This is a genomic window from Acidovorax sp. Leaf78, assembly GCF_001422735.1.
Taxonomy (GTDB): Bacteria; Pseudomonadota; Gammaproteobacteria; order Burkholderiales; family Burkholderiaceae_C; genus Acidovorax.
Genome location: NZ_LMLZ01000008.1, coordinates 46,478 through 60,570, shown reverse-complemented (window position 1 = coordinate 60,570; position 14,093 = coordinate 46,478). Strand labels below are relative to the sequence as shown.

The 14,093-nt window shown below is 69.4% G+C and carries 12 protein-coding genes; 8 read left to right on the top strand and 4 right to left on the bottom strand.

The genetic code is table 11. From position 1 onward, the window contains the following. The first annotated feature begins 238 nt into the window (after positions 1-238). The 3 genes from ASF16_RS07710 (at position 239) to ASF16_RS07700 (ending at position 2,212) form a co-directional block, all read left to right on the top strand. Positions 239-733 carry a DUF411 domain-containing protein gene (locus ASF16_RS07710; RefSeq protein ID WP_056164987.1) on the top strand — a complete coding sequence of 165 codons (495 nt, stop codon included), beginning with the start codon at positions 239-241 and terminating at the stop codon, positions 731-733. Next, positions 730-1,137 (top strand): copper-binding protein, encoded by a 408-nt coding sequence (locus tag ASF16_RS07705; RefSeq protein WP_056164985.1) that lies wholly within the window; start codon positions 730-732, stop codon positions 1,135-1,137. Before ASF16_RS07710 ends, ASF16_RS07705 begins: the two co-directional genes overlap by 4 nt. 67 nt (positions 1,138-1,204) lie before the next feature. Then, on the top strand, positions 1,205-2,212 hold the full coding sequence (locus ASF16_RS07700; RefSeq protein ID WP_056164983.1) for a P1 family peptidase: 1,008 nt from the start codon (positions 1,205-1,207) through the stop codon (positions 2,210-2,212). Between the two features lie 166 nt (positions 2,213-2,378). Here the strand turns inward: ASF16_RS07700 and ASF16_RS07695 are convergent, their stop codons facing one another. From ASF16_RS07695 to ASF16_RS07680, 4 genes are all read right to left on the bottom strand, one after another. Beyond that, positions 2,379-3,569, bottom strand: a complete 1,191-nt coding sequence (locus ASF16_RS07695) for a PepSY domain-containing protein (protein WP_056164981.1) — start codon at positions 3,567-3,569, stop codon at positions 2,379-2,381. Positions 3,570-3,761: 192 nt separating this feature from the next. Beyond that, entirely contained in the window at positions 3,762-6,314 is a 2,553-nt protein-coding gene (locus ASF16_RS07690; RefSeq protein WP_082516800.1) for a TonB-dependent siderophore receptor, read from the bottom strand. A 184-nt stretch (positions 6,315-6,498) separates the two neighbouring features. After that, on the bottom strand, positions 6,499-7,563 hold the full coding sequence (locus tag ASF16_RS07685) for a FecR domain-containing protein (RefSeq protein ID WP_235507291.1): 1,065 nt from the start codon (positions 7,561-7,563) through the stop codon (positions 6,499-6,501). Further along, a complete protein-coding gene (locus tag ASF16_RS07680) occupies positions 7,539-8,048 on the bottom strand; it encodes a sigma-70 family RNA polymerase sigma factor (RefSeq protein ID WP_056164978.1) in 510 nt (169 codons plus the stop codon). Before ASF16_RS07680 ends, ASF16_RS07685 begins: the two co-directional genes overlap by 25 nt. Positions 8,049-8,410: 362 nt before the next feature. Between ASF16_RS07680 and ASF16_RS07675 the strand changes: the two genes are divergently transcribed. The 5 genes from ASF16_RS07675 (at position 8,411) to ASF16_RS07655 (ending at position 14,053) form a co-directional block, all read left to right on the top strand. Then, the gene (locus ASF16_RS07675; RefSeq protein WP_369817123.1) at positions 8,411-8,980 is read left to right on the top strand and encodes a spore coat U domain-containing protein; all 570 of its coding nucleotides are present in this window, start codon (positions 8,411-8,413) and stop codon (positions 8,978-8,980) included. Between the two features lie 100 nt (positions 8,981-9,080). Then, on the top strand, positions 9,081-9,680 hold the full coding sequence (locus ASF16_RS07670) for a spore coat U domain-containing protein (protein ID WP_056164976.1): 600 nt from the start codon (positions 9,081-9,083) through the stop codon (positions 9,678-9,680). Positions 9,681-9,703: 23 nt separating this feature from the next. Continuing rightward, positions 9,704-10,501, top strand: a complete 798-nt coding sequence (locus ASF16_RS07665; RefSeq protein ID WP_056164997.1) for a molecular chaperone — start codon at positions 9,704-9,706, stop codon at positions 10,499-10,501. Further along, a complete protein-coding gene (locus ASF16_RS07660; protein ID WP_056164974.1) occupies positions 10,473-12,965 on the top strand; it encodes a fimbria/pilus outer membrane usher protein in 2,493 nt (830 codons plus the stop codon). Before ASF16_RS07665 ends, ASF16_RS07660 begins: the two co-directional genes overlap by 29 nt. Beyond that, positions 12,962-14,053 carry a spore coat U domain-containing protein gene (locus tag ASF16_RS07655; protein ID WP_235507289.1) on the top strand — a complete coding sequence of 364 codons (1,092 nt, stop codon included), beginning with the start codon at positions 12,962-12,964 and terminating at the stop codon, positions 14,051-14,053. Before ASF16_RS07660 ends, ASF16_RS07655 begins: the two co-directional genes overlap by 4 nt. The last annotated feature ends 40 nt before the right edge of the window (positions 14,054-14,093 follow it).

Sequence of the window (14,093 nt, the reverse complement as noted above, 5' to 3'; positions counted from 1 at the left end):
TCGGCGCTGAGGTGCGGCTCAGTTCCTTATCGACGCTCAGGGGCGGGGTGGGGGCTATCTTTGCCAGTCGGTCAAAGCCGATAGCCGGTATTCAGGCCCTCCACCCCAACACCTCCACCATACAAGCCGGTTCCACGGTGGCACTGGCGTTGTGCTGTGCCGGTTTAGACCGGCGGTAGCGGATTGAGGTCCCACGGACACGGAACATTCACGAACGCAGAGAGAAAGAAGGCATCCCATGCAACACACCACAACCGGCAACCGCCGCACCTGGCTGGCCCGCAGCGCAGGCCTGCTCGTCGCAGGCGCCCTGCCCCTGGCCACACCTGCAGCGGCCCCCACCCCCCTGGAAGTCTGGAAAGACCCGAACTGCGGCTGCTGCCAGGACTGGCTGGACCACATGCAGGCCCATGGTTTTGCCGTGAAGGTCCATGACACGGGCAACAACGCCGTGCGCGCCCGCCTGGGCCTGCCGCCCCAGCTGGGCTCGTGCCACACCGCGCTGGTGGGCGGCTATGTGGTCGAAGGCCATGTGCCCGCCAGCGACGTGCGCGCCCTGCTGCAGCAAAAGCCCAAGGCGCTGGGCCTGGCGGTGCCCGGCATGCCGGTGGGCTCGCCCGGCATGGACGGCGCCGCCTACGGCAACCGCCGCGACCCGTACGACGTGCTGCTGGTGCTGCGGGACGGCAGCACCCGCGTGTTCAACAGCTACAACCCCAAGGCATCCACATGAAAAACATCACCACCACCCTGGCAACTAGCCTGGCCGCCAGCCTGCTGATCGTGGTGTCAGCACCTGCCCTTGCGCAGGCCCCGGCACAGGCCTCTGCAGCCACGGCGAGCGACAGCCACAGCGCCCACGAAACCCACAGCACCGACGGCGTGCGGCAGCCTGCATCGGCGGCACCTCAGGCACCGCTGAGCGAGGGCGAGATCACCCGCTGGGACCCGCGCACCCTGCGCGTCACGCTGCGCCATGGCGAGATCCAGAACCTGCAGATGCCCCCCATGACCATGGTGTTCCGCGTGCAGGACGCGGGCGTGGTGGGCGGCTTGCAGGCGGGCGACAAGGTGCGGTTCCGGGCCGAGCAGGTGGGCGGTGCATACCATGTGGTGCACATCGAAAAGGCTCAGTGACTGAGGCCCTGCGGCGCCTGATGCGGGACAGCGGCAGCACCGCAGCCGGGCTCCATAATCGGCAGCCATGAGTTCCCACGCACTGGCCGGCGACGCCGGCAGCATCACCCGCGTGGCCGGCATCGAAGTCGGCCACTTCACCGAAACCCGCCGCCCCACCGGCTGCACCGTGATCATGACCCGCGACGGCGCCGTGGGCGGCGTGGACGTGCGCGGCGCAGCGCCCGGCACCCGCGAGACCGACCTGCTCGACCCCTCCAACCTGGTGGACAAGGTGCACGCCATCATGCTGGCCGGCGGCAGCGCCTGGGGGCTCGATGCCGCCAGCGGCGCGGTGCGCTGGCTGGAAGAGCGCGGCATCGGCTTCGACGTGGCCGTGGGCCGCCTGCCCATCGTGCCGGGGGCCGTGCTGTTCGACCTGCTGGTGGGCGACATGCGCATCCGCCCCGATGCAGCGGCCGGCTACGCCGCGTGCGACGCCGCGTCCACCGCCGACCCGGCCGAAGGCAACGTGGGCGCGGGCACGGGCGCAGCGCTGGGCAAGATCTTCGGCATACAGCGCGCGATGAAGGGCGGTATCGGCACCGCGTCCGTCACGGTGGATGGCGTGACGGTGGGCGCGCTCATCGCCTGCAACGCGCTGGGCGACGTGGTGGACCCCGACACCGCCCAAGTGATCGCCGGCGCCCGCACCGACGACGGCCTGCGCCTGCGCGACACGCGCCGCGCCCTGCTGCGCGGCGACCCGCCCCAGCCGCTGCTGGCGGGCACCAACACCACCATCGGCGTGGTGGCGACCGATGCCGTCATCACCAAGGTGCAGGCCCACCGCCTGGCCGTGGCCGCGCACGACGGGCTGGCGCGCAGCATCAACCCCGTGCACACCATGTCCGACGGCGACACGATGTTCAGCCTGGGCACCGGCCGCGCCGGCAAGAGCCTGGGCATGATGGTGCTGGCCACCATGGCGGCAGAAGCCACCGCCATCGCCACCGCGCGCGCAGCGCGCGCTGCGCGGTCGATCACGACGGCCGAAGGGCTCTACCTGCCTTGCGCGGGCGACCTGGGTCGATGAATCGCGGGGCGCCGCCGCCCTGCCCCTGTCTTCACTACACCGCCGCGCCGAGCGCCTGCATGCCGGCGTGCCCGAGCCGGTAGCTCAGCCGGTAGCTCCGCCGGTCGGCCACCCCGGGAAACCCCAAGGTGTTCATAGAACATGATGCGCCGGCGGTTGGAAGCGTTCACATGCGTCCCGTTCGGCCAGCGCGCCGCGCGCTGCGACGGGCCAGCCACAGCACCACGCCCGTCACGCAAAGCACCGTCACCGCCACGCCCAGCACGGTCACCAGGATGCGCCCCGGCAGCCCCGCGATGCGCCCGGAGTGCAGGGGAAACTGCAGGCGCATGAACAGGTCGCCGGCGCTGCCCTCGCCCGGCACGCGCTGCCCGGCCAGGGCGCCGGTATCGGCGTCGAAGTACAAGCGCGGCGGGCCCAGGCCCGCGCGGCTGATGCCGGGCACGTAGAAATCGACGCCGTACAGGCCGAACGCGGGCCGGTAGGTCAAGAAGCCCGGCGGGTCGGGCCAGCCCCGGCGCAGGCCTTCTGCGCGCGCACGCTCCACGATCTCGGCCCTGTCGACGGCCGGTGGTACGGCGCGCTGCGCCGGGCCGCGCGGTATGCGGTCATCGAACGGGCTCGGGCTGGTGCGCGAGACCAGGTTGACCAGCGGCTCCATCACCTCGTCGTGCAGGTTCATCGCCACCGACGAGACGGCCAGCACCAGCATGAGCGCCCAGGTCCACACGCCGCCCGAGCGTTGCAGGTCGAAGTTGATCGCCTGCCCGCCCCGCGCCCACCGGAATCGCAGCGACTTGCGCCAGGCCGACAGGCGCGGGAACGACAGCCACAGCGCGATGAAGCAGTCCACCGTCCACAGCATCGCCACCGCGCCCAGAAACCACACCGCCCAGTCCACACCCCAGGCGCGCGGCAGGAACAGGGTGTGGTGCAGCTTGTACAGAAAGGGCACGATGTTCTCGCGCGCCAGCGATGCCTCGCCCCAGGTGCGCCGGCCCTGCACCTGCGCGGTGGCAGGGTGCACGGCGATCTGGTCGAACCCCAGCGTGTACGGCTTGCCGGTGGCGGGGTCGGTGCGGGGCTCCACCATCATCACCAGTGTCTGCCCCGGCGGCGCGGCCAGGGGCAGAAAGCTCACCTGCCATTGCGGGTGCGCGGCCTCCACGCGGCGCGCGACTTCGGTGGCGCTCAGCAGCGGCGCGTCCGAGGGGACCGCACGGTGAAAACCGGGGTTGAGCCAGCGGTCGAGTTCATGCTCCCACGCGATGACGGAGCCCGTGAGCCCGGCCACCGCCAGGAACACGGCCATGAACAGGCCCGCCCAGCGGTGCAGCAGTACCAGCAGCTTGCGCATCAAGTGGTCAGATAAAGGTCGCACCCGCCTGAGGCCTGCGCGCTGGGCGAGGCCCACGCCAGCGACCGCCGCGCAAGGGCGGCCCCAGCTGCACAGCAGCGCTTCACGTGCATGCACTGGCGGTGTTCCCTTCCCGAATGGCGCAGCCATTCGAGAGAAGGGGGAAGGCGCGAAGCGACTCAGGGGGATGCTTTAGAACCGGTACGCGGCGGCCACACGCACTTCACGCCCGAAGCCCAGCGCGCAGAACTGCGCACCGCCCCGGAAGGTGTTGCACTGGGTCTTGTAGCGCTTGTCGGCCAGGTTGGTCACGTTGACCGACAGGCGCCAGGCGCCGACGCCGTAGGCGGCCATGGCATCGAACAAGGTGTAGCTGTCATTCATAGGCAGCGGGCTGGTGGCCACGCGCAACTCGCCGGGCGCGGCGCTGATGTGGCGCGCGCCCAGGGCCAGCTCCAGCGGGCCGCGCTGGTACTTGCCCCACAGCGACGCCACGTGCTCGGGCGTGGCGCCGGGGCGCTCGCCCACCTCCAGCGCGTTGTTGCTGCGGGTGACCTTGGCGTTCAGGTACGTGTACGCGCCGATCACCGAGAAGCCGCCGCCCACGTCGCCCGAGCCCTGCAGCTCCAGCCCGCGGCTGCGCACTTCGCCAGTCTGCACATCAAAGCGCGGGTTGATGGTGGACGGCGTGCGCACGTTGCGCTTGCGCAGGTCGAACGCCGCGGCGCTGAGCGTGTAGCCCGCGTTGGCCGGCGCATAACGCACGCCCACCTCGGCTTGTTTCGCCGTCTCGGGCTCGTACGGCGCGCCGTTGGCGTCCACTGCCGTCACGGTGGTCAGCGGCGGCTGGAAGGCGGTGTTGAAGCTCACGTACGGCGCCAGGCCGTTGGGCGCCAGGTAGATGGCGCCGGCGCGGCCGGTGAAGGCGCTGTCGCGCCGGTCCACGTGCGTGGTGGCGAAGGGCGCGGTGCCGGTCAGCCGCGCGTCGTACTGCGTGTCGATGTGCGCCGTGTCGTAGCGGCCGCCCAGGCTGACCACCCAGCGCTCGGAGAGCTTGATCTGGTCCTGCAGGTACAGGCCCACCTGGGTGTTGCGCGCCAGGGCCCGGTCGCTCAGGAAGTTGTTGCCCCAGTCGGGCTGCACGTACACGGGGTTCACCAGTTCGATGGGCGCCACCGCGCCGTTGAGCGACTGGATGCGCCAGTCAAGCTTGGAGTGGTAGTAGTCCAGGCCCGCCAGCAGCTGGTGCGAGACATCACCGCTCTTCAAGCGCGCCTCGACGTGAGTGTCCACCACCAGGGTCTTTTCGGCATCGGGCCGCACCATGGCCAGGCGCGCCATGCTGCGCTGGTCGGCCAGCAGGCCGCGGTTGCGCATCTCCAGGCGGTGGTTGCTGCCGTCGAGGTAGCGCAGGTTGTGGCGCACCGTCAGCGCGTCGTTGAAGGAATGCTCGAGCAGGTAGCCCAGCGAGTACGCACGCTTGTGGTGGCCGGAGCCGGGGCCGTTGACGTTGATGCGCTCGTTGGCCGCGCCGAACGGCGTGTTGCGGTAGTAGGGAATGATGTAGCCGGTGTCGTCGTCCTGGTAGTGCGCCAGCAGCGTGAGCGTGGTGCGGTCGCCCTGCAGGGTGAGCGCGGGGGCCACGTAGGTGCGGTCGGCGCGCAGGCCGTCCCATTGCGTGCCGGCCTCACGCTTGAGCACCGTGAGGCGGCCGAGCACGGTGCCCGATGCGTTGAAGGCGCCGCCGATGTCGGCAGTGACCTGGCGCCGGTCATGGCTGCCCAGCTCCAGCCCCACCTCGCGCTGCATGCCGGCACGCGGGCGCTTGGTCACCGCGTTGATCAGGCCGCCCGGGGCCGACTGGCCGTACAGCACCGAGGCCGGGCCATGCACCACTTCGAGCCGCTCCAGTCCATAGGGCTCGAGGTTGGTCATGAAGCCGTTGTGGATGAGGCGCATGCCGTCGCGGTACAGGCCGGTGCCGGTGAGGTAGAAGCCGCGCACGGACACATCGTCGTCGGTGATGCCGTAGTCCGCCGGGCGCACGCCCGCGCTGTACCGCACGGCCTCGGCCACGCTGGAGATGGCCTGGTCGCGGATCTGCGTGGCACCGATGGTGGAGACCTGCTGCGGGGTCTCCAGCACGGGCACGTCCATCTTGGTGGCGCCCGCGCCGCGCGTGGCACGGTAGCCCTCCACCGGGCCCCAGGCGGATTCGCGCTCGGCCGTCACGCGCACGGCGGGCAGCTGGGTGTCGGTGCCGGATGGCGACGACGCTGCGGCCGGACTGGCGGCTGCGCGGCGCAGCGTGTAGCCGCCACCCGAGCGCGCCACCGCCTCCAGGCCCGTGCCTGCCAGCAACCGAACAAAGCCTTGTTCCACCGCCACGCTGCCCTGCAGCCCGCCGCTGCGCAGGCCTTCGGTCAGCGCAGGCTCGAACGACAGCGTAACGCCTGCAGCCCCCGCAAAGCGCGACAGAGCCGGGCCCAGGGGGCCTGCGGGAATGTCGTAGGTACGCGGAGCCGGGGCGGCCACGGTGCCTGCAGCGCCGGCGCCAGATGACTGGGCACCTTGGGCCATGGCGTGGAATGGCAGTGCGGAGGCCGTCAGCGCCAGGCCGAGACACAGTGCCTGCGCGGCGCGTGCGGGCGCTGTGGCAGCAGCAGGGCGTGGATGGTGGTGGGCCAGTTGCGGCTGGCCGCGCAAGGCGTGTGGCCGGTGCGATGGGTGCGATGGGTGCGCCATGCGCGTTCTCCTCGGAGGTTGGTATCGGTCAGAAAGCGGTGTTCCGATACCTGCCGTGTGAACGCGAAAAAAGTGACACGGTTTGACCGATATTTTTCAAAGACCGTTCATGGCGATGGACCCAAAAGCCCTGAACGCCCCTCCCCTCGCCGTAGGCTTCGACCGCTCGCAGGGCCGGGCCCCGTCAGGCCGGCAGCAGCGTGACCCAATAACGCGTGCGCATGACCACCTGCACGGGCAGGGTCTCGCGCAGCATGGCCAGGATGTATTCGGTGTCCTGCAGTTGGAACGCGCCGGAGATGCGCAGCCCGGCCACCTGCGGGTCGCAGCGCACCACGCCCGGACGGTAGCGCGAGAGCTCGCTCGCAAAGTCGCTCAGCCGCATGCCGTCCGCATACAGCACGCCCTGCGTCCATGCCAGCGCCTGTTCGCTCAGCGCCGCCACGGCCTGCACGCCATCGTGGGTGAAGCTGCACTGCTCTCCAGCCCGCAGCACCCGGCCCGTGCCCTGGTGCGGCGTGATCTCCACCGCACCCTCGGCCACCCCCACGCGCGCCTCGCCGGCATCGCCCAGGCGTACGGCAAACCGCGTGCCCAGCGCCCGCAGCCAACCCTGGGGTGTCTCCACGCGAAAGCTGCGGTGGCCGCCCGCATCGGCCCCGGTGGTAATGAGCACCTCGCCCGCCCGCAGGCGCACCAGGCGCTCCTGCGGGCTGAAGGCGGCGTCCAGTGCGGTGGCGGTATTGAGCATGACGCGCGAGCCGTCGGCCAGGACCACGCTGCGCTGCTCGCCGACCGCTGTGCGGTGGGCCGCCGTCCATTCCTGCCAGGGCAGGTGGCGCCAACCCAGGAAGGCGGCGGTGGGGGCCGTGCCCACCCATGCCAGCACGCGCAGTGCGGCGCGCCGGTTGGTCCCGCGCCGCGCGGTGGCCAGCACGGGCATCCCCAAAGGCGCGGGCACTGCGCCAAAAGTGCGGGACATCCGCTCTGCCCGCTGCCAGGCCATTTCGTGGGCAGCGTCCTGGGCGCGCCAGTGTGCAAGCGCCTGCCAATCGGCCGGCTGGGCCTGGCCCGAATGAAGGCGCACCAGCCATTGCGCGGCCTCTCGCAGCACGGCGCGGCCAGGCGCGCTGGGGTCGTTGTCTAGCGGGCGGGCATGGGATGCGCCCGGCCCTCGCCCTGCTCCTTGCGGGTCTGCGTGTGGCGGCCCGCCGGCGCGGCCGTTCATGCCATCGCGAGCAGGCAGCATTCAAACCCCTGCGCCATGTAGCGCTTGACGGTGCGCTCGCTCACCTGCAGCTCCTGCGCGATCTCGGCATAGCCCAGGCCTTCGAGTTGCGACAGCAGGAACGCGTGCCGCGCCTTGGGTGCCAGGCTCTCCAGCATGGCGTCGATGGCATGGAGTGCCTCCAGAATGAGCGCGCGCTCTTCGGGAGATGGCGCCATCGGTTCGGGCATGAGCGCCAGCGCATCCGCGTAGGCCAGCTCCAGCGCCTGGCGGCGCCAATGGTCGGACACCAGGCCCTTGGCGATGGTGGTGAGGTAGGCCCGCGGCTCCCGCACGCCCTGCAGCACCTGCGGGCGCAGCAGCACCCGCACAAACGTGTCCTGCACCAGGTCGGCCGCCTCGTCCCTGCAGCCGAGCCGCCGGTACAGCCAGGCACGCAGCCAGCCGCTGTGGTCGCTGTACAGGGTGTGCGGGGAGTGAACCTGGCTGGCGTCGGCGGCGGTCATGCAGATCCAAGTGCAGGGGTGGTGATGACGCCATTATATTGAGAATAATTCTCAATACCAAATGATATCAAACTCCTACTTCACCCTCTGCATGTAAACGCACGGAATATTCGAGCAAACAAATGTAAAAAACAATACAAACAACTGATTATTCGCCGCAACTATCAATTAAAAACTGGACGTACGCACCGTTGCAGTGCACCCTGAGGCTGGACAGGTTCACCACGCAGGGCGCGCATCACGTGTGTCTTGGCGTTTCTTCTTCAATTTTCCTTGAGGAGAAGGCAATGCAAGCATCACGACGAGCGCAACCACCGGTTGGTTCATCAACGACAAGCGCTAGCGCGCACGGTCTGCACACAGTGCAGAAGCTGCGGGGGGCCGGCATCATCCTGGCCTGCTGCGCATGGGCTTGCACCGCTGGCGCGGACACGCTCACCGGCACTCTGCAATCCCAGATCCAGCTTACGGCCGGCTGCATGATTGCCGGCAGTTCCGGGGCGGCATCGGGGGTCAACTTCGGTACGCTGGACTTCGGCACACGGCCCAGCACGTTTACCGGCACGGTGCAGGCCACCGCATCCGGCGGCGAAAGCGTGTCGGGCCCCACACAGCTGGTGTGCTCGCCGGATGTGCTGGGTATCAGCATCCAGGTCGGCCCTGGCAACTATGCGGGCCTGGGCGGTGCCATCGGTGCCGGCACCCGGGCCATGCGCAACGGCAACACCGCCGCGTACATCCCCTACGACGTGTACCGCGACTCCGGCCACACGCAGGTCTACCCGCTGGCCGCAGCCATCGCAGGTATCGCGGTGCCCGCCAATGGCGCGGCGTTTCCGCTGCCGATCTACGGCCAGATCAACAAGACCGACCCCACGGCACTCCCAGCAGGCATGTACATGGATACGCTGCAGGTCACTGTGACCTACTGATTCTTTCGCGCCTCTTCCACCGCAGGGCACGGGCGGGACCGCCCACCACCCAGCCCGCGGCAACACCACGGCTGCGCACAACAGCCACAGGGAGATCCCGATGAAGAAAATCATGCAAGCCATTGCAGGGGTGAGGCTGCGCGCGAAGCGCCTCACCACTGCGCAAACACCGCTCAAGCTGGTGCGGGCATCCCGCCTGGCGCTGCTGCTGCTTCCAGCGGCTGCCCTGGCGGCCACCATCCCTACCAGCCCTACGTTCACGGTGTCGGCGTCCGTGGTGCGTGGCTGTGTGGTCTCCGGTAGCACCAGCCAGGTTAGCGGTATTGCGTTTGGCAGCATCAACTTCGGCAGCCACCCCGCGCTGCAGACGGGCAGCATGCAAACCATGGCCGGCAGCAGCATGGGGGGCCAGGCCAAGCTGGTGTGTACCCCGGGGACGGCCGTGCAGATCAGCATCGATGGCGGGCAGCACGGACAGGGTGTGCAGCGGCGCATGTCCAACGGCGCAGGCAAGTACGTGCCCTACCAACTCGATCTCGTGCAGGGCGTCACCGCTCCGCTGGTGCCCAATGTGCCGGTGGGCCTGGTGATCGACGCCACGCCGCTGGCCCTGCCCGTGCGCGGCACCGCCACGCTGCCGGGCTCTACGGCCGCAGCGGGCATCTATGCGGACACCGTGCAGGTGACGCTGTCATGGTGAGCGCAAGCACCACCAATAGCCGCTTGCGCCCGTGGCACGCCGCGGCGCCGTGGCTCTGCGCACTGTGGCTGGCCCTGGCCTCTGCGGCGCCCGTGAATGCCGCCACGCCGCTGATGATCTGGCCGGTGGACCCGATGATCACCGAGGAGCAGCAGGCGGTGGCCGTCTGGGTGGAGAACCGGGGCGTGGCTGCGGTGTCGCTGCAGGTGCGTGTCATGGACTGGAGCCAGACCGAAGGCGAGGAGTTTCTCTCGTCCCAGAAAGAGGTCGTGGCAAGCCCCCCGATCAGCGTGATCCCGCCGGGCAAGCGGCAGATGGTCCGCCTGATCGCGTCGCAGCCGGTGCCACCGGAACTGGAAGTGGCCTACCGCGTGCTCATCGACGAGCTGCCCGCGCCCGATGACCAGGCTGCATCGGATGCGCAGAGTGACGCGGGCATGGGCATACGGCTCAAGGTGCGCTACGCCATCCCGCTGTTCGTATACGGCCGCGGCGCGCAGCCATTCAGGGCCACGCATTCGCAGGCACAACGCGGCAGCAAGGGCAAGCCGCTGCCACCGGACCTGACCTGGAACACGGTCAAGGACGGCAAGGCGCACCGCCTGGTGGTGCGCAACAAGGGCAAGGGGCACGCGCGCATCACGGCCGTGCGCTGGGGCACCCGCGCACCGCGGCCCGATGTGACCGTCAATGAAGGGCTGATGGGCTATGTGCTGCCCAACAGCCTGATGCGCTGGGAACTGGAGGCGCCACCGCCCGGCGACCCGGTGCTCAAGGCCAACATCAACGGGCATGAGACCCTTGTGCCCCGTGGCGAGTAGTGAGCGCGCCTCCCTGTGGATCCGCGCCGGGCGTGCCCTGGTGGCCAGCAGTCTCGTGCCGGCGCAGATATCGGCCGGCACCGTGACGGCACCGGCCCCGCCCGCGGGCCACCCTGCTGCGGCACCGGTGCAGCATGCGCTGGCGGTGCCGCCCGCCATGCCGTCCGCTGCATCGCCCCAGTCGCCGTGGGATGCACCTGCGACCGCGTGGCCGCCGCCTCCGGGCGCTTCGCTGCTGTACCTGGATGTGCAGATCAACGGGCAGCCCCAGGGGCAGCTGGTGGAGGTGGTGCAGAACGGGGACGACTTCGAGATCGAGGCCGAGACGCTGCGGCGCATGCACATCCACAACGCGCAGCCCCGCAACACGCGCCTGGCCGTGAATCGGCTGCCCGGTGTGTCGGTGGAATACGAGCCGCTCACCCAGCAGCTGTCGCTGACGGTGCCGCCGCAATGGCTGCCCATGCAGCGGCTGGCCGACGAAACGCCGCAGGAGTCGCCCGACAGCACGACCGGCAGCGGCTGGCTGTTGAACTACGACATCTACAGCACGCATTCGCGCAGGCACTCCCTCACATCGCTGTGGTCGGAGCAGCGGTACTTCAGCCCCGACGGGGTGGTCTCCAACACTGGGCTGGTGCGCCTGCAGGTGCGCGACGCCACCCGAGGGTATGTGCGCTACGACACGCGCTGGACGCGCACCGACACAGGCACCGCCACCGAGGCAATCTACGGCGACATCGTCAGCGGCTCCCTGCCCTGGAGCACGTCGGTGCGCCTGGGCGGGGTGCAGTGGTCGCGCAACTTCGGGGTGCGGCCCGACCTGGTGACCTACCCCCTGCCCCAGTTCGCCGGGCAGGCCGCAGTGCCGTCGGCGGTGGACCTGTTTCTCAATGGATTCAAGGCCTTCAGCAACCGGGTGGCACCGGGCCCTTTCACGCTCAGCGAGATGCCGCTGGTCAGCGGCGCGGGCACTGCGTCGGTGGTCACCACCGACGCGCTGGGCCGACAGGTGTACACCACCATCCCGTTCTATGTCCACCGCGAACTGCTGCGGCCCGGGTGGACGGACTATTCGCTGTCGCTGGGCGCGCTGCGCCGCGACTACGGCGTGCGCAGCTTCTCGTATGGTCGGCCCGTTGCCACGGGCGTGTACCGCCAGGGGCTGTCGGATGTACTCACGCTGGAGGCCCAGGCCCAGGTGGGCAAGGGCCTGGGCGTGGCCGGTGTGGGGGGGCTGGCGGGGCTGGGCATGATGGGCATCGCCAACGCGTCGATCACCCGCGGCTACACATCGCGCTCAGGCAGCGGCTGGCAGTACAGCACCGGCTGGCAGTACAACACGCAGCGCGCGGGCATTTCGCTGCAGCAAAGCGGGCGCACGGCGCGCTTCGGCGACGCCAGCACCTATGCGGACGACGGCTATCAACTGCCCCGGCGCACCCGCCAGTTGAACCTGAGCTGGACGCTGGGCAACGGGGCCATTTCCGCAGGCTGGATCGACACGCGCAGCGCCCGCAGCGAGCGCAGCCGCATCGCGTTTGCGAGCTACAGCGCACCGGTGCGCAGCAACACCTACCTCACCGTGACGGCGGGGCGTACGCTGGAAACCGGCGAGAACCAGTTGCGGCTTCAGCTGACCTACTTTCTCGGCAACAACGCCACCGTGCAGGTGGCGTCCGGCAGGACGCGCGGGTCGACGCAGACCTATGCCAGCTACCAACGCTCTCTGCCCACGGAAGGCGGGTGGGGCTGGAACGCGGCGCACACGCTGTCGGGCGGGCCAGAGCGCTACGGCCAGGCCGCGGTGCAGTACCGCAACGGCACCCTTGCGGTGGAAGGCGGGGTCAGCACCAGCGCGGGCCAGACCACGCAGTGGGGAGGATTGGCCGGATCGCTGGGCGTCATCGACGGGCACCTGTTTGCGGCCAACCGGGTGCACGACGGTTTTGCGCTGGTGTCCACCCAGGGCATGCCCGACGTGCCGATCATGTACGAGAACCAGCTGGCGGGTTACACCAACGCCCAGGGCTACCTGCTGGTGCCGAGCGTGCCCGCCTACTACCCAGGTCGTTACGCCGTGGACCCGCTGACGCTGCCGCCCGACGTGGACATCCCGGCGCTGGAGCGGCGCATGGCAGTGTCGCGCAATGCGGGCATGCTGGTTCAGTTGCCGGTGCTCAAGATGCGCACCGCCACCATCACCCTGGTAGACCAGGACGGCAAGCCTGTGCCCGCTGGAAGCGCAGTGCACCATGCGCCCGGGGGCACCCACACCGTGGTGGGCTGGGACGGCGTGGTCTACCTCACCGTGCTTCACCCTCGCAACCAGCTGGTGGTGCGCACGCCCGAAGGCGCCGAGTGCCGGGCCGAATTCAGCGAGGCCGACTACGCCGCGGCCCGCGACCTCGTCGTGCCATGCGCAAAGCCCACGGGCGCTGCGCAGAAAGGAGCCACCCGTTGACCCGACCTGCCGCCCCGCTTGCCCCGCCCGCCCGGCCCATCACCACAGCCGCTGCGCACACGCCGCATGGCAGCCCCGCACGTCCGCCGGCCGTGAGGGGATGGCTAGCCGTGTGGGTGGGCCATGTCTTGCGCAAGGCCTGTTCAGCGCACTGGTGGCGCCTCGGGCTTGCCGCGGCCCTGGCGATGTGCTCGCTGCAGGCCGCCGCCGTGTGCACGCCGGTGGAAAGCAGCGGCGTGCTGGGTTCACACCCTTCGCAGCGCGTGCGCACGGGCTCGCCCATCACGTCCACGGCGGAGTTCCGGTTTGGTTGCGGCGCAGTGGTGCTGGCGCTGCTGTCGACACCGACCCTGAAGGCCAAGATCACCACACCCGTGACCGGACTGACCCTGAAGAACACCACGAACAGCGCCATCACCGTGCCCTATGAAATATCTCCTTTGGGCGGTGGCACGTTCACATCAGGGCTGCTGATCCTGGACCTCAACAACATCAACGTGGTGTCCTTGCTGAGCAACAACCAGGCGATCATCGGCATCAAGATCAGCACGCTCCCGGGCGCCAACGTGCCGGCCGGTACGTACACCGACAACATCACCGTGAACTGGACGTACGCCAACATCTGCGAGGGCATTGCGGTGGGCAACGCCTGCGTGGGCAACCTGCGCACGGGCAGCACGGACCGCACCATCACTGTCACGCTGGTGGTGACGAACGACTGCACCATCACGGCGCCCAACGTGCAGTTCGGCTCGGCACCGCTGCCCAGCGCCTTTGGCACCGTCTCGCAGAGCATCACGCTGCTGTGCACCAAGGGCATCACCTACACGGTCGGGCTGGACATGGGCTCCTATGCCAGCGGCGCGCGGCGCCAGATGGCCAGCGGGGTCAACCGGCTGCAGTACAACATCTTCAGGCAGGACCAGTCGGTCTGGGGGCCACTGGCCGGCGCACGCGTGCCCAGCTTGGGCGTGGCCGACGGGCTCACGCCCCAGGTGATCCCGTACACCGCCACCATCTATGCCGACCAGCCCGCCGTGCCGCAAGGCAGCTACAGCGACAGCGTGAAGGTGGACGTGCAGTTCTGAACGCCGCGTGGTACAGAACTTTCAACAAGGCCCGCGAACC